Here is a 14,046-nt window from a genome sequence, read left to right on the forward strand (position 1 = left end):
CTCAGGCAGGTTCTGACACCGTGTTGGTGACCGAACCGATGCGGTCGATGGTGAGGGTGACCTCGTCGCCCGGCGCGATCCAGCGGTCCAATTCCAGGCCGCACCCCATCGGCAGGGTGCCCGATGTGATCAGCTCACCCGAGTGCAGATTCTCTGACTGACTTGCGTAGGCGACCACTTCGCCTGGGCTGTAACGCAATCCGTGGGTACTGGTGGACGACCACACCTCGCCGTTCACCCGCACGGTCGCCTCGAGCTGGTCGATCTCGGACAGCACCTCGTCGGCCGTGACCACCACGGACCCGATGGAACTACCGAATGTCTTGGTCTTCACGACGGGTCCGAAGACGCCGCGACGTTGCTCGTCCCACTGCACGTCACGCGCACTGAAGTCGTTGAACACCACGAACCCCCCGATGGCTGCCGCAGCCTTCTCCGGGGTGGCGTCGCGCACCGGGTGGGCGATGATCATGCCGAACTCCAGCTCGAAGTCGAGCTCGCTGCTGTATGCCGGCCACGGCATCGGTTCACCATCACCGATCACCGTGAGGTGGTTGCCGGTGTAGTAGACGGGATGGTCGTAGAAAGCGGAATTGGGTCGCAGCGGCGGAAACACCCTGTGTGTCAACCGTTCATAGCCGCGGATCAGGGGGCGGGTCGCGGGCAGGTTGCGTTGCACCAGACCGTGGGCGGCCTTGGTCCAGTGTTCCTCCCAGCCGAGGAAACATCGCAGCGAACTCGGGTAATACGGGATCGACGGCGCTGGGTCGACGGCCACGCCGACCCCCTTGCGTGCGGCACGGTCGACGATGTCGATGACGGTGGCCCGAGACCGTTCGCCGGTCGCCAGCAGGGCGAGCAGATTTGCAGGCAGGTGGGACAGCTCGTCGAGTCGGCCGCGGGAATCGAGCGCGGCCCGCAGGCTGATCCACGTCTCGGTGGGCTCATGCAAGATGGCAAGCGACGCGGACTCGGTGAGACGGCGGATCTTCATCGGCTGCGTTCGCGTAACAATTTCCCGGCATCCGCGAAGGCGCGGGCGCGGCGCCCGAAGGTGGGTGGAGCTGGTGCCTCGCCCTTCCACAGCCGGTAGAGGGTGCTGAGGTTCAGGACGATGCGCTCCGGGGAGTCCCAGTGCGCATACGGTCGAAAGTCGCTGCTGGTCATGAGCGTTCGCGCGGCCTGGATGGGGGACCGGCCCGCGTCGAACTGAGCACGCCCCTCTCGATCGAGCCACGACCAGTAGTCGCGGAGCAGCTCGATCTCGGTACGCCCGCAGATGGGGCCGTGGCCGGGAACGTACGTCGCCGCGTCCAGACCGAGCAGATGGTCAAGAGCGTCTTGCCAATTGCTCAGTGGGCCATGCCAAATCACCGGTGTGGCCCCGATGAACAGCAGGTCGCCCGTGAACACCACCCCTGAATCGGGCACATGTGCGATGACGTCACCGGGCGTGTGGGCGGGACCCAGATCCCGCAGCAACACGGTGCGTCCCCCGACGGTGATGGTGTCGGTGTCGGTGAATGTGTGATCCGGGAGCCGGGGTACCCGGGTGGGAAGCGATGCTCCTCCGGTGACCCGGCTCATGTAGGAACCCAGTGCTCCGGCCGGCCCGGGCAGCGCCGACGCCACCGACCCGAGCTTCGAGAATCGCGCCACCGCCGCGGGTGGGGTGTCTTCCTTCATGGCGTGTAGAGCCGACGCCGAGGTGGTGATGCGCGCCGACGCCGGCAACGTGTCGTTTCCCCACCAGTGGTCACCGTCGGAATGGGTGTTGACTGCCTCTGTGATGGCCGCCGATCCGACCAGATCCGGCCAGGCCTGCGCGATCGACTCCGCGCGTGAGGTGTCCCAGACCGTGTCGATCACCATCGACGCATCGTCGCCCACCACCAGGCCCGTGTTGGTCTGGCCCCAGCCGCCGGGGAGATGCATGAAAGCATAAGTGCCACCGTCGATCTGGGTGAGGCTGTCTTGCCGAACTGGCATCGGTGGTCCTTGCGAGAGGCGGTGGTGGAGGCGGCAGTGCAATGACTCGACTGTACCGATCAGACCCCGGATCGCGCTGGTACTCGGCGACTACCCGAGCTCCGCCGGGCGATCGATGAGATGAGACCTTCCACCGGACCGCGACCGTACCGGGCAATCCATATGGTCGAGAATGCGACCGCGACCAGTACGAAGACGATCCAGGTGAGCAGCCCCTGCCACGGGTACACGCCGTCGCGACCGCGCTCGGAGAACTGGCACAGGACGAAGATGCCCACGATGTGCGCGCTGTACACGGTGAGCACCATGGACCCGGTGGCGCGCAGCGGGAAACTGAACCGTCCGGGCCGTCGGCAGAGCAACAGGCACAGCCCGATGACCAGCATGCTGATCCCCGCCGAACCGAACACGTCGAACGGGGTGCCCGAATGTGGTTCGGCGCCCAGCATCGCCTGCAGGTCGGCCCATTCCCACAGGAAGCCTTCACCCGGGTTCTCTGAGGGTGCGTAGAACTGGGACGGCGTTTGGTGCGTTCCGTCGTCGAAACCCGACAATGCCGCGGAGAGCAGGTAGGAGGCCACGGCGATGCCGGCACCGAAGCCGGCAAGTCGCCGGGCGACCATCGGCGACCGGAGGTCCAACCGTCCGATGCCCAGTCCCAGAAGCAGATAGGCCGCCCAGATCAGCCCCGGGTATCCGCCGCTGATGAGGATGTCGGTCAGCGCGTTGAACGGAGATCCCCACGCCCCGAGTGCGGCGTGGATGAGCGGCACCAGAAACGGCATGACCACCGCCACCACACCGGCCGCGACGAACAGCGTGGGCGGCGAAACCCGCAGCAGCGGCAGCGAGATGACAAACAGGAAGCTGTACATCACCAGGATGGTCAGGACCGGGGTGCCCAGCATCTGGAGCAATCCGCCCAGCAAGAAGATGCAACACGCCCGAACCAGGAGCTGATGGCGCGCGACCACAAGCTGTTCGGCGCCGAAAGGGGCGGTGCCGCCGGTCACCAGGGCGATCGAGACCCCGGCCAACACCGCGAAGGTGACGGCCGAGTGGCCGTTGACCACCGAACCCCACGTCTCCGGTTGCGTCCACCGCAGATCGCCGAGGTCGAGGATGTGCGCTGCGAACATGCCCAGTACCGCCAGGGCCCGCGCGATGTCGACGCCAGGTATGCGCGCCGATCGATTGGCCGTCATCCAATCATCTTCACTTACTACGCGTGCCCGTGGTTTTCCGTGGACACCGACCTGGGCCACTGTTAGCGTCCGCTGTCATGAGTAGCGACGCGCAGGACATTGCCGACCTCAGGCGGCAGGTGCAGCGACAGGGTGAACTGATCGACGACCTGTACCGCAGGCTGGGCCTGGCCGGGCCGCCGGCACCAGCGGCTCCGACCGCCGAGAACATTCCCCCTGAGATCGCCGACGCAATCAAGGCGGGGAAGATGCCACTGGCTCTGAAGCTCTGGCATCAGCGGACCGGGGTCAGTCTCTCGGAGGCCAAGGAACAGATCGACGCGTTTGCGCGCTCGATGGGCTGAATCGGCGGAGAAAGTCTGCGTTGTTTCGCATGTGGATGCGGACACCTGCGCCGGGACGCGCCGGAGTTGTAAGTTCTCCCCATGACCAACGCCACGGGCCCCACGTCGCCCCGCACCAACGCCTTTGTCCCTCAGTCCTTTCCCGATCAACTCCGCAACGCCGTGCGGGCGGGGCTGATTGCGAGCGCCATCATCGGCATCATCGTCGGGATCGTGGCGCTGGTGTGGCCGGAACCGACGTTGCTGGTTGTCGCCCTGCTGTTCGGGATCACGCTCATCTTCACCGGCGTGTACCGGCTGACCGTGGCGTTTTCGGCCAAGCTGCTGCCGACCTCGATGAGGGTGTTCTTCGGCATCATGGGCGCGATCGTCCTGATTGCGGGCATCATCTGCCTGTTCAACCCCGGTGAGTCGCTGGTGCTGCTGGCCATCGTGATCGGTGTGGGCTGGATCTTCCAGGGAGCGCAGGAAATTGCGGCCGGTCTGGCGGGTGCGCACTACGCGCCGAAGTGGTTCCTGATCGGGTCAGGTGTGTTCTCGGTGGTCGCAGGCATCATCGTGCTGTTCCTGCCGGGCGCCGCGATCGCGACGTTCCTCATCGTGGGTGCGATCCTGCTCGTCGTGGTCAGCGTGGTGACGCTGTTGACACTGCCGCGAGCGGCCCAGACCCCGAGCCAGGCTCAGTAGCCCGCTGCCCAGCCCCGCACGTCGGACACGTATTCCATCGAGTTGTTGTACCTGAGCACTGCGGCGACCTGCTGCTCGGGATCACGGAGATCGAGTCCGCCGTCGCACAGGTAACGGCCGGTGGTCAGGGCGGCATCGAACAGGTTCTGGGGATCGATCACGCCGTCGCCGTTGCCGTCCGCTGCGTACCTTTTCCAGGTCTCGGGAAGGAACTGCATCGGCCCGACCGCGCGGTCGTAGTTGGGGTCGCCGTCGAGTTGACCGCCATCGGTGTCGTGGATGACGTTGTTCCCGGCCAGGCTGCCGTCGAGTACCGGGCCGAGGATGGGCGCGAGGAGCTCGCCGTTGTCGCCGGCCTTGCCGTTGTTCGCGTGGGTCGACTCGACCCGTCCGATTCCGGCGATCAGCTGCCAGGAGATACCGCAACCCGGTAGTTCCTGCGCCAGCTTCGACCCGGCTGCAAAATAGGCCTCGTAGTTGACCCGGGGGATCTGACCACTGGTGACGCTTGCGGGCACGACCTCGGGGGCCGGTGCCGGTGCGGGCGCAGGCGCGGCAACTTGGGCAACCGGCTCGACCACCGGAGCGGGAGCGGGAGCCGGCGTCGACGACTGCGGGGCCTGACGGGTGTCGGCCACCTGCTTGGTGGTGTCGGTCAGCTGGTGATCGGCCTCGGCGGTTGCTGCTGCGGTGACCAATCCGATGGGTACGAGAGCTGCCAGAGCGAAAGGTGAACGCGACTTTCTCTTCGGCGCTGAATGCTTACCCAATCGGGGACCTCCTGATACGGCCTTTGTCTAGGCCTTTTACGACCGCGCCGACGGTACCCGAAACACGGCGTTAACCGTTATCGATCCGTGACCAATTGGCCGTGACGCCGGGGCGTGAGCCCGGGTCTTCGCAGGTAAGCCGTTAGCAAATCGAAGTTTGTGATCCTCGCCATACGATCGGTCGGACGTACTTGCCGAACCGCGGTCGGTCAGAAGCCGCCGAAGTCCCCGCCGCCGAAGTCGCCGCCCCCGAAGTCGCTGTTGCCGTAGTCGCCGCCGCCGAAGTTGTCACCGCCGAAGTCGTCCCCGGACGCGCTGTAGTCGGTACCCGCATCGCCGGAGTCGCCTGGGTCGCCGGGGTCGGTACCGCCGTCACCTGCGTCGAGGCCGTCTTGGTACCCGTCGCCATAACCGCCCTCGAAGGCCTGGGCGTCGTATCCGACGCCGGCCATGCCGCTGAACATGGCATTGAACAGCAGCACCGATCCCAGGCCCCAAGCACCGGCGACCAGGGCCGGCTTCCACCACGGCTCGGAATACCAGCCGGCGGGGACGGGTCGGCCGGCGACGCGTCCGCCGGGGAAGTAGTTCGGTGTCTGGTCCGACGGCTGGGGTGACGCGGCAACCCGGCGACCTTCGTACTCGATCTCCCGCTTCTCGCTGACTTCACCCGAACTCTTCTGGCCCGCCAGCGTGCCGATCTCGGGTCCCGGGTCCATGTCCATCGCGATCCGGGCGGCACGTACGTAGTAAAGGCCTTCCAGCGCAGTCTGTTTGGCGAGCTCGGCTTGCTTGGGTGTGGTCGCCTGCTCGATCTGGGACCCGGCCGCGTTGAAACGTTCGGATGCGTCGGCAAGAGCGGACTTGGCCGGTTCATTGGAGCCGACGAGGTTGAAGACCTGGCCGCCGAGCCGCTCGATCGCTTGTCTCGCATCGGCTTTCGCGTCGGCAAGAATGGCTTCGTCGGCCCGACGACGAGTCGAGCCCTGGTTGCGGGCGAGTGCGACGATGCCGATCACCACAACGATCACCGCGATCAACAGGATGAATTCCATCGGGGGCCTCTCGATCGTGACGAACCAACTGCAGTACTTCCAGGCTACTGATGTCAGTTGTTCCCACTGCCGGCACGAATTACTCTCCGATTCGCTACCTTGAGGTCCATGTCGGTAGCGGAGCAGATGGTCAGGGACGAGCGCGCGACAACCGAGGAGGCCCTCGCGGTGTTCGACGCGGCCGAGCCCGTCGAGACAGAGTTCATGATCGGCACCTGGCGCGGCGCGGAACTGCAGACCGGTCATCCGATGGACGGCATGCTCGTCGCCAGTGGCTGGTGGGGCAAGCAGTTCGTCGACGGGGAGACCGTGCACCCGTTGTTGTTCCCGACCGCGGACGGCAGGGCTCTGTGGGCGCTGGACCCCAAGCGCCTCCCGGTGGGCGTGCTTCTCAACGCGCCGTTGCCGTCGCTGGAGAACCGCTCACTCGGCGGGCTGGTGAACGCCGCACGCCCGTTGTTGCAGACCAAGAAACCGAAGGCCAGGTTGCGGACCACGCAGTACCGCGGTGTCGACACCGCCACGATGGTCTATGACGCACAGCCGATCAACGACATCTTCCGTCGCGTCTCGGACGACACGGTGCTCGGGCTGATGGACCTGCGTGGCTCGGCCAAGCCCTACTTCTTCTCGCTACGCCGAGACGATTCGCTGCCTGTCCGCGCGAACCGCCGCTGAGTGGACCTCAGAGCTGGTCGAGATCGGTTCTGAGCAGCATCACGTTGTAGTCCGACCAGCGTGAGGCCGTGAAGTAGAGATACCGGCCATCGGACGCCGGGTGGATATACGGCGCGTAGATGCCACCTGTGGTCTGCGCGAGGTTGAGAAGGGTCTTCGCGCCGCTCCAGGGTCCTTCGGGTTGATCAGCGGTGCGGAGCACCAGCCGCCCCTGCGATTCGATGCCGTGCAGCATCACGTACTTCTTCAGGTGTTCGTTCCATGCCACCGACATCTCGCTGACGGGTGCGGGAGCGATCGCCTTCAGATCACCCATGGTGTCCGGCCAGTGATCGGCCGGATTGTTGGAGTAGTACTCGTACTTCGTCAGGTCGAGGATGTCGGCGGCCTTCACCCGGGCCAGGTACACAGCTCCGTAGCGGCCGTTGGGAGTGCCGTACTGGTAGATGAAACCGTCGTTGCCGCGCAGGTAGGCGCCCATCTGGAACTTGCTGTTGTCTGCGTGGAGTTGTTCGACACCCTCGATGGTGACCCCGGAGTTCACCCGGACGGTCCCGAGTTCGGGAGCCCAGGTCTGGCCGTTGTCCCGCGAGACCGCGATCGCCGAGTAGTTGGTGTCCCAGCGACCGGGGTTTCCCCACGCGCGGACGGACATGTAGTTGATGTATTGCGTGTCCCCGACCGACATCGCAGCGGTCGGGATCGTCGTGATCTCCACGGCGGGCAGGTCAAGGGCATCGATGATCTGCTGCGAGAAGCGCGGTCGTTCGGCGGTGACAACCGAACCCGACCGCCGGTTGCCGGGTGCGGGGTCCGGGACCGAGATCCCGTCGGCGAGGTTGACATCGTCCGAACGCAGGAGCACGTTGTGCCGCCATTCCTGACCTGCGGCACCGCAATCGCCGAAGGTGTCACCGAAGGCCATCAGCGTCTGTCCTGACCCGTTGTCCCAGCTGATCCCGAGGTCGGTGCCGGAGATGCCGAAGCGGTCGAGGGTGCGGTTGTCGCTGCGAGGGCCGGTGACCCAGGAGACGGCCTGCGTGTTGCCACCGACGATGGTCGGGAGCGGTCCCTGCGGCCCGGCGTCGACGTTCCCCGTTCCGCTGCTGCTGCCGAAGTCACCGATCCCCGGGATCAGGCTCGAACCGTTCCCACCTTGGTTCCCGCACGGTGCCGCAGTTGCCGGCGCAGCCAGCGCCACTGTCGCGGCTGCGGTGAGCGCCACCACGATCGACCCGATCGTTGCCGAGCGGAGGGTGGGCATGTGGCTGCTCCTAGGTGTAACTGAAGTGACGTAAGTGACTGATGTGGTCACGAAGACTCACTGTTCCACACGTCCACCCGAAGTCGCGTCTCGCTTCCGCAACGATTCGCCCGAGCCGTCAGATCAGCTCGGCGGCCACCCTCAGGTCTGAGACCAGCGCATCAAAACCTTGTGCGCGGTCCTCGGATGGCCCCCGCAACAGCGCGGACGGGTGGATGGTGGCGACAACACGCGTCGTCGCGGTGACACCCGGGAGTGCACCGTCGGCACCCAGATCGAACACCTTGCCGCGGTGCTCGGTGAGCCGAAAGCTGGTGCCCAGCAACGTTTGAGCGGCCGTGGCACCGAGGCAGACCACTACCTCGGGCCGCACGGCCTCTATCTCGGCCGTGAGCCACGGTGTGCAGGCGACGATCTCGGTTCGTCCCGGCTTCTTGTGGATACGTCGTTTGCCACCGTCGGCGCGGGTGAACTTGAAGTGCTTCACCGCATTGGTGACGTAGGTGGTCGTCCGGTCGATGTCCGCTGCGGCCAGCGCCTTGTCGAGCAACTTGCCTGCCGGACCCACAAAAGGTGCGCCCGCCCGGTCTTCCTGATCCCCGGGTTGCTCGCCGACGAACATGATGCGGGCCCGGGCCGATCCGGCACCGAACACGGTTTGATCGGCGTCCTGATAGAGGTCGCATCCGCGACAGCCGCGTGCGGCGTCCGCTAGTACCTTCAGGTCGTGGGTGTCTGGGACGAACTCCTGAGCACCTGGCGCTTTCACCGCAGCCGAATACCCACATCAATCGGAAGGAACACGTCGTGATCGCCGACATCGCAGACCTGCTGGCTCATGTGGCGCGTCTGCGTGAAGGGCGTGACCGGATCATCATCGGTGTGGTCGGGGAGCCGGGCAGCGGTAAGAGCACCGTTTCCCAGGCGCTGATCGAGCGGCTGGATGCAGCGGCGGTCACTGTGCCGATGGACGGTTTCCATCTGGCGAACAACGAACTGCAGCGTCTCGGACGCGCCGACCGGAAAGGCGCAATCGACACCTTCGACGCACACGGCTTCGTCAACCTCGTGCAGCGCCTGCGGGCACGGGCCGAGTCCGTGGTCTACGCGCCCGACTACGTCCGCGACATCGAGGAAGCCATCGCCGGGGCCATCGCCATCCCCAGCGAGACGCCGGTGATCATCACCGAGGGCAACTACCTGCTGGCGAAGGACGAACCGTGGAGCCGGCTTCGCGAACTCGTCGACGAGATCTGGTATCTCGACACACCCGCGGACGTCCGGGTGGAACGACTCATCAAGCGGCACATACGTTTCGGGAAGACCCGGGAGCACGCGAGGCGGTGGGCACTCGGGCCGGATGAGACCAACGCGCAGTTCATCCGAGGGACCCGGGACGCCGCGGATCAGACGATCGACGTGCTCGCGTTCAGTCGCTCTCTGTGAGCGATCGGGCGCGGGGACGGGTCAGCGAGTAGTCCGCCATGTCCGGGTTACCGAGATAACTCTTGAGGGTGGCCAGATCGAACGGCCACAGATCGACACTGCCGTCCTCCTTGAAGTACCAGCTCTGGCACCCGGTGTTCCACACCGTCGGTTCCAGCGCCTTGCGCACCTCGACGTTGAATCGTTCGGTGGCCGAGGTGGTCACCTCGACGGTGGCCATCTCACCGCGGGCATGCTTTTCGACCCACGCCACGATGTGGTCGCACGTCAATTCCGCGGCCGTCTGCAGGTGGATACTGCCCACCGGACTGTTGGGTCCGAGGATGGTGAAGAAGTTCGGGAAGCCGGGAATGCTTGTCATCGCGAACGCATGTGGGCCCGAGTCCCAGGCTTGATCGATGGTGATGCCGTCGCGGCCGGTTACCGACATCGGCCGCATGTAGTTGTGGGCTCGGAATCCGGTGGCCAGAACGATCACGTCGAGATCGTGATGCCTCCCGTCGACAGTGACGATGCCGGTGGGGTCGACATGATCGATCCGATCGGTGATCACCTCTACGTTGGGGCGTGAGATGGCGCGAAAGTAAGTGCCCGACAACACCTGCCGTTTGCACAACGGCTGATAGTCGGGCCGAAGGCGTTCGCGGAGTTCCCTGTCGCGGATCAGGTACAGGCAGAGCCGCGCGTAGGTCTGGACGGCGGTGCGTTTGAACCCCGGATGGATGGTGAGGTCGGTGAACAGTGCACTGGCCCGCACGGAAGCCCGATACGAGGCCTGCGCGGCGGACGGAAACCGGTTGAACAAGGCCGTCAAGAACTTCGGCTGCCGCGCTGTGGTGGGCGCCCACAACACCCACTGAGGTGTGCGCTGGAAGACCGCGAGCGATCGAACCGTGGGGGCCAACGCACCGGTGATCTGCACGCCGGTGGACCCGCCGCCGACGACGGCGACCCGCTTGCTGTCGGTCTCGAGGTCGGGGTCCCACCGTGCGGTGTGCACCACCTTGCCGGTGAAGTCGTCGAGACCGGGGATGTCGGGTGTATTCGGATGATGCAGAACGCCGGTGGCGGCAACGACGAAGTCGGCGGTGAGCCGGTCGCCGGCAGCGGTGTCGACGTGCCATCGACCGTCGCGGAAGCAGGCGCCGGTGACCGCGGTGTCGAGCCGTATGTGCGGCCAGAGGTCGTGGGTGTCGGCGACGTCGCGGTGGTAGCGGTGAATGTCGGCTCGCGCCGAGAAGACCTTCGGCCAGTCGGTCTTGTTCTGGAACGAATAGCGATACAGCAGCGACGGCACGTCGCACGCCAGCCCTGGGTAGCGGTTCCAAAACCACACCCCACCAACGTCGCTGCCCTTTTCCAGGATGGTGAAGTCGTCGAAACCGGCTGCCTTGAGCTTGACTCCCATCGCGAGTCCGGACATGCCCGCACCGATCACCACGACGCGGGGATTGCTCACCCCACCGCGCATCTACGTGCCATCTATCTGGAAACCCACCTTGCGAAAGTACTCTTCGAAACCCTCGATGTGGTCACCGAGGTGATGCAGCAGCTTCGCGGTGTCGTGTTCCCACTGCGTGGTCTTGAGACCTTGGATCTCCACTGCCCAGGGCAGCACGGCCCGGCCACCATCGGCCACCACGTAGGTGAACCGGTCGACGAGAGCGCCGCACCAGAAGAAGTCTGCGAAGGCGAGACGAACCCGGCTGTCCGACAACACCTTCGACCATTCATATGTGCGGTCGTGCGCGCGTTCGCCGTGGTGTTCGAAGTCCAGGCTCATGCCCCAGCCCACCGTGAGGCTGATGTCGGGCTTGTACGACGCCGTGGCGTAGTGGGTGTTGACTTCGAGGCGGTAACCGTCTTTCGAGACGGTCCCGGCGAGCCAATCGTGATAGCTCGGGCCCTGGTGTTTGATCACGTACCAGTCGTCGGGGTCGGAGGCCTGCACGATGCGCCGGAACTCATCGAGTCTCACTGCGCGTTGCCGCTCTACTTTCCCTCGTCCGACAGTCGGGCGAGGTTGCTCTTGGCTTCCTCGAGTACCTGATTCGCCTCGGCGTCGGGCTCGGACAGGGCGTTGCCCTTCTCGCGCAGGTCATCGATGAAGCGTTGTGTCTGATCGGCCAGTTCGGTACTCCCGTGGTCGAGCGCACGCTGCCGCGTCCGTTCCGCCTCTTCGATGAGAGCTGTGATTTCTGGATGCAAAGTCATGTCCACGATGGTTCCACAGAGCGTGCACCTGTTCCGGCGGATCGCCGAATAGGTTATCGATCCATCGCGCTGGGTAGTCGGAGGCAAGGCAACGGTGTCACCGCGGAGGCGTCGTTGATCAGGCGCCCCCGGTTTCACAACATATGGCGGGGGCGCCGCCTCATGTGGTTCTTCACGTCCGAACTAGCGGGCGCCGGATGGATGGTCGTTCTCGACCAACTGCCGTGCGATGTCGTAAAGACGGATGTTCGATTCCTGAGACAGCTTGCGTAACAGATCGAATGCCTGGATCGCGTTGACGCTGTAGCGCTCCATGATCATGCCTTTGGCCTGCCCGATGGTGTCGCGGCTGGCCAGCGCGCTGCGGAACTGTTCGCCCCGTTGCAAGGCGCCCCAGACCGTCGCGGCGTGTGCGGCGAAGATGTACCCGAGATCCCGTGATTCTTGGTCGAACGCGCCAGGGATCTCTGAGTACAGATTGAGGGCGCCGACTGCGTCTCGCGTGGTGAAGAGTTGGAACGCTGCGATCGATTGGATCGGCGTCTGCTCGATGGCGTCCGCGCAGAACCTGGGCCATCGTTTCTCGCCGTACAGGTTGCTGATGTAGTAGCTGTCGTGTTCCACGGCCGCGTCGAAGCAAGGCCCCTCGCGGTGCTTCTGCTGCAGGGCGTCGAGTGTCCGGGGGACCTCGTGGGTGGCCGCCGGCGTCGCGACGTCTCTGTTCTGCCTGGAGACCACCGTGATCCCGGCATAGCTTGCACCCGGGATGTGGTCCACGGCGTTGTGGATGAGCTCACCGAGAGCGGTCGCTGAATCGTTGGGCAGATGCTCGCTCATGTCGCGGGCCAGTTCGGCTATCCGCTTGTATGCATCGTTGTTCTCGGTGCTCATTGCTTGAGCTCCATCCGCTTGCCACCGAGCAAGATGCACGATATGGAACAAACTGTAGTCCTGTCGGCTACTCCGTGACCGCGATCGCGACTTCACCAACATCGTCCCCGTGGGCGTGCCTCGAGGGCATATTTCCCTCGGTTGACGCTGTCGGGGATGAAGTTGGTGCTCAGCCGCTTTTCTGAAGGTCCTCGCGTACGAGACAGATGTTCGCCAGATCGTCGAGGGGTAGGGCCAGTACCCGGGCCAGTGCGGCGATGGTGGTGAACGCCGGTGTCGGCATCCGGCCGGTCTCGATCTTGCGGAGTGTTTCCGGCGATATGGCCGCTTCTTGTGCAACGTCGATGAGAGTGCGCTCGCCTCTGGCCTGGCGCAGGTATGCGCCCAGGCGCTGGCCGGTGGCGACTTGTGCAGGAGTCAACGGGAGGCGAACCATGCAGCGAGTCTACCTGGCGCGGTATGAAAATACCGGTTCGACGGCTACGCTGGTATTTAAATACCGGACTTGGGTTTGCGAAAGGGATATTCGTGCTGGAACTGAAGACGCCACGGGAGATCGAGGCGATGCATGTCACCGGGTTGTTCATCGCCGAACTGCTCGACGACCTCGCCGGGCGCGCAGCCCCGGGGGTGAACCTCCTTGATCTCGAGCACCGTGCCCGTCACCTGATCGACGAGCGCGGCGCCACGTCTTGTTACTGGGACTACTCGCCGTCGTTCGGTCGCGGGCCGTTCCGCAACGTCATCTGCTTGTCGGTCAATGATGCTGTGCTGCATGGGTTACCGCATGACTACGTGCTGCGCGACGGCGATCTGCTGAGCATGGACATCGCGGTGTCAATCGACGGGTGGGTTGCCGATTCGGCGCGGAGCCTGATCGTCGGTACTCCGCGTCCCGAGGACGAGCGGCTCATCGAAGCCACCGAAACGGCTCTGGCAGCAGGAATCGCCGCTTCGGTCACCGGCAACCGTCTGGGGGACATCTCAGCAGCAATCGGCGGCGTGGCAACAGATTTCGGATATCTCGTGAACACCGAGTTCGGTGGGCACGGCCTCGGGCGCACCATGCATGAAGACCCGCATGTATCGAATGTGGGACGGGCAGGACGGGGTCTCAAGCTGAAGCCCGGCCTTACCCTCGCCCTCGAACCCTGGCTGGCGCAGGGCACCGACAAGATCGTCTACGACAAAGACGGCTGGACCATTCGTTCGGCCGATGGGTCGCGCACCGCTCACAGTGAACACACGATTGCCGTGACCGACGATGGGCCGGTGATCCTGACGAGTCTGGGTCGGGACAGGGCGTCTGCGAAGTAGAGCGAGGGGGCGCTTGCCGCTCGGTGGAGCCGATGACGGGAATCGAACCCGCGTATGCAGCTTGGGAAGCTGCCGTTCTGCCATTGAACTACATCGGCGTGCGGCGTTGGCCGCGAGAGCGATGTTAACAGGCATGCCCGGCAGTGGTGGTCAGCGCTCGGTCTGACGGATTGTCAGACCTCGAAC

At 64.8% G+C, this 14,046-nt stretch carries 17 protein-coding genes and 1 tRNA gene; 5 read left to right on the plus strand and 13 right to left on the minus strand.

All coding sequences use genetic code 11. The features are described 5' to 3' along the window. Position 1: 1 nt before the first annotated feature. Genes WIMU1_RS10370 through WIMU1_RS10380 form a run of 3 tightly spaced genes read right to left on the minus strand, consistent with a single transcriptional unit; the run spans position 2 to position 3,194 of the window. The gene (locus WIMU1_RS10370) at positions 2 to 994 is read right to left on the minus strand and encodes a fumarylacetoacetate hydrolase family protein (RefSeq protein ID WP_062796933.1); all 993 of its coding nucleotides are present in this window, start codon (positions 992 to 994) and stop codon (positions 2 to 4) included. Then, entirely contained in the window at positions 991 to 1,989 is a 999-nt protein-coding gene (locus WIMU1_RS10375) for an MBL fold metallo-hydrolase (RefSeq protein WP_062796935.1), read from the minus strand. The genes WIMU1_RS10370 and WIMU1_RS10375 overlap by 4 nt, the downstream gene beginning before the upstream one ends. Before the next feature lie 59 nt (positions 1,990 to 2,048). Next, complete coding sequence (locus WIMU1_RS10380) at positions 2,049 to 3,194, minus strand: DUF418 domain-containing protein (protein WP_062796937.1); 1,146 nt, start codon at positions 3,192 to 3,194, stop codon at positions 2,049 to 2,051. 77 nt (positions 3,195 to 3,271) lie between these two features. Between WIMU1_RS10380 and WIMU1_RS10385 the strand changes: the two genes are divergently transcribed. Both WIMU1_RS10385 and WIMU1_RS10390 read left to right on the plus strand, forming a co-directional pair. Then, a complete protein-coding gene (locus tag WIMU1_RS10385) occupies positions 3,272 to 3,538 on the plus strand; it encodes a hypothetical protein (RefSeq protein WP_062796939.1) in 267 nt (88 codons plus the stop codon). A gap of 81 nt (positions 3,539 to 3,619) precedes the next feature. After that, entirely contained in the window at positions 3,620 to 4,225 is a 606-nt protein-coding gene (locus WIMU1_RS10390; protein ID WP_062796941.1) for an HdeD family acid-resistance protein, read from the plus strand. On the opposite strand, the gene WIMU1_RS10395 is transcribed toward WIMU1_RS10390, so the two are convergent. Together WIMU1_RS10395 and WIMU1_RS10400 are read right to left on the minus strand one after the other, a co-directional pair. Continuing rightward, positions 4,219 to 4,995 (minus strand): lytic transglycosylase domain-containing protein, encoded by a 777-nt coding sequence (locus WIMU1_RS10395; RefSeq protein WP_062796943.1) that lies wholly within the window; start codon positions 4,993 to 4,995, stop codon positions 4,219 to 4,221. The genes WIMU1_RS10390 and WIMU1_RS10395 overlap by 7 nt on opposite strands. A gap of 209 nt (positions 4,996 to 5,204) precedes the next feature. Beyond that, a complete protein-coding gene (locus WIMU1_RS10400; RefSeq protein WP_062796945.1) occupies positions 5,205 to 6,050 on the minus strand; it encodes a hypothetical protein in 846 nt (281 codons plus the stop codon). A gap of 108 nt (positions 6,051 to 6,158) precedes the next feature. Between WIMU1_RS10400 and WIMU1_RS10405 the strand changes: the two genes are divergently transcribed. Continuing rightward, positions 6,159 to 6,728 carry a DUF4334 domain-containing protein gene (locus WIMU1_RS10405; protein ID WP_062796947.1) on the plus strand — a complete coding sequence of 190 codons (570 nt, stop codon included), beginning with the start codon at positions 6,159 to 6,161 and terminating at the stop codon, positions 6,726 to 6,728. A gap of 7 nt (positions 6,729 to 6,735) precedes the next feature. Here the strand turns inward: WIMU1_RS10405 and WIMU1_RS10410 are convergent, their stop codons facing one another. Together WIMU1_RS10410 and WIMU1_RS10415 are read right to left on the minus strand one after the other, a co-directional pair. Continuing rightward, the gene (locus WIMU1_RS10410; protein ID WP_062796949.1) at positions 6,736 to 7,992 is read right to left on the minus strand and encodes a glycoside hydrolase family 183 protein; all 1,257 of its coding nucleotides are present in this window, start codon (positions 7,990 to 7,992) and stop codon (positions 6,736 to 6,738) included. A 118-nt stretch (positions 7,993 to 8,110) separates the two neighbouring features. Then, on the minus strand, positions 8,111 to 8,761 hold the full coding sequence (locus tag WIMU1_RS10415) for a UdgX family uracil-DNA binding protein (protein ID WP_062796951.1): 651 nt from the start codon (positions 8,759 to 8,761) through the stop codon (positions 8,111 to 8,113). 38 nt (positions 8,762 to 8,799) lie between these two features. Between WIMU1_RS10415 and WIMU1_RS10420 the strand changes: the two genes are divergently transcribed. Further along, entirely contained in the window at positions 8,800 to 9,438 is a 639-nt protein-coding gene (locus WIMU1_RS10420; RefSeq protein ID WP_211339015.1) for a nucleoside/nucleotide kinase family protein, read from the plus strand. Here WIMU1_RS10420 and WIMU1_RS10425 read toward each other — a convergent pair. The 5 genes from WIMU1_RS10425 to WIMU1_RS10445 form a co-directional block, all read right to left on the minus strand. Next, positions 9,422 to 10,909, minus strand: a complete 1,488-nt coding sequence (locus WIMU1_RS10425) for a flavin-containing monooxygenase (RefSeq protein ID WP_062796953.1) — start codon at positions 10,907 to 10,909, stop codon at positions 9,422 to 9,424. The two genes, WIMU1_RS10420 and WIMU1_RS10425, sit on opposite strands and share 17 nt — an antisense overlap. Next, entirely contained in the window at positions 10,910 to 11,416 is a 507-nt protein-coding gene (locus tag WIMU1_RS10430; protein ID WP_023960101.1) for a hypothetical protein, read from the minus strand. A gap of 14 nt (positions 11,417 to 11,430) precedes the next feature. Continuing rightward, a complete protein-coding gene (locus WIMU1_RS10435; protein WP_030175790.1) occupies positions 11,431 to 11,652 on the minus strand; it encodes a hypothetical protein in 222 nt (73 codons plus the stop codon). A gap of 183 nt (positions 11,653 to 11,835) precedes the next feature. Further along, positions 11,836 to 12,543, minus strand: coding sequence for a GAF and ANTAR domain-containing protein (locus WIMU1_RS10440; protein WP_062796955.1), 708 nt, complete (start codon positions 12,541 to 12,543; stop codon positions 11,836 to 11,838). Positions 12,544 to 12,712: 169 nt separating this feature from the next. After that, positions 12,713 to 12,979 carry a helix-turn-helix domain-containing protein gene (locus WIMU1_RS10445; RefSeq protein ID WP_023960095.1) on the minus strand — a complete coding sequence of 89 codons (267 nt, stop codon included), beginning with the start codon at positions 12,977 to 12,979 and terminating at the stop codon, positions 12,713 to 12,715. Positions 12,980 to 13,071: 92 nt separating this feature from the next. Between WIMU1_RS10445 and map the strand changes: the two genes are divergently transcribed. Further along, positions 13,072 to 13,860: a type I methionyl aminopeptidase gene (map, locus tag WIMU1_RS10450; protein WP_062796957.1), complete on the plus strand. Its 789-nt coding sequence runs from the start codon at positions 13,072 to 13,074 to the stop codon at positions 13,858 to 13,860. A 24-nt stretch (positions 13,861 to 13,884) separates the two neighbouring features. Here the strand turns inward: map and WIMU1_RS10455 are convergent. After that, positions 13,885 to 13,958: transfer RNA gene (locus WIMU1_RS10455), tRNA-Gly, on the minus strand. Positions 13,959 to 14,046: the final 88 nt, after the last annotated feature.

This window comes from Williamsia muralis NBRC 105860 (assembly GCF_001598915.1).
In the GTDB taxonomy this organism is placed as follows: domain Bacteria; phylum Actinomycetota; class Actinomycetes; order Mycobacteriales; family Mycobacteriaceae; genus Williamsia; species Williamsia muralis.

What these genes read in the sequence shown, in the direction of transcription:
- WIMU1_RS10370 (WP_062796933.1), bottom strand. Translation starts at nt 994, where the DNA reads ATGAAGATCCGCCGTCTCACCGAGTCCGCGTCGCTTGCCATCTTGCAT.
- WIMU1_RS10375 (WP_062796935.1), bottom strand. Translation starts at nt 1,989, where the DNA reads ATGCCAGTTCGGCAAGACAGCCTCACCCAGATCGACGGTGGCACTTAT.
- WIMU1_RS10380 (WP_062796937.1), bottom strand. Translation starts at nt 3,194, where the DNA reads ATGACGGCCAATCGATCGGCGCGCATACCTGGCGTCGACATCGCGCGG.
- WIMU1_RS10385 (WP_062796939.1), top strand. Translation starts at nt 3,272, where the DNA reads ATGAGTAGCGACGCGCAGGACATTGCCGACCTCAGGCGGCAGGTGCAG.
- WIMU1_RS10390 (WP_062796941.1), top strand. Translation starts at nt 3,620, where the DNA reads ATGACCAACGCCACGGGCCCCACGTCGCCCCGCACCAACGCCTTTGTC.
- WIMU1_RS10400 (WP_062796945.1), bottom strand. Translation starts at nt 6,050, where the DNA reads ATGGAATTCATCCTGTTGATCGCGGTGATCGTTGTGGTGATCGGCATC.
- WIMU1_RS10405 (WP_062796947.1), top strand. Translation starts at nt 6,159, where the DNA reads ATGTCGGTAGCGGAGCAGATGGTCAGGGACGAGCGCGCGACAACCGAG.
- WIMU1_RS10410 (WP_062796949.1), bottom strand. Translation starts at nt 7,992, where the DNA reads ATGCCCACCCTCCGCTCGGCAACGATCGGGTCGATCGTGGTGGCGCTC.
- WIMU1_RS10425 (WP_062796953.1), bottom strand. Translation starts at nt 10,909, where the DNA reads ATGCGCGGTGGGGTGAGCAATCCCCGCGTCGTGGTGATCGGTGCGGGC.
- WIMU1_RS10435 (WP_030175790.1), bottom strand. Translation starts at nt 11,652, where the DNA reads ATGACTTTGCATCCAGAAATCACAGCTCTCATCGAAGAGGCGGAACGG.
- WIMU1_RS10440 (WP_062796955.1), bottom strand. Translation starts at nt 12,543, where the DNA reads ATGAGCACCGAGAACAACGATGCATACAAGCGGATAGCCGAACTGGCC.
- WIMU1_RS10445 (WP_023960095.1), bottom strand. Translation starts at nt 12,979, where the DNA reads ATGGTTCGCCTCCCGTTGACTCCTGCACAAGTCGCCACCGGCCAGCGC.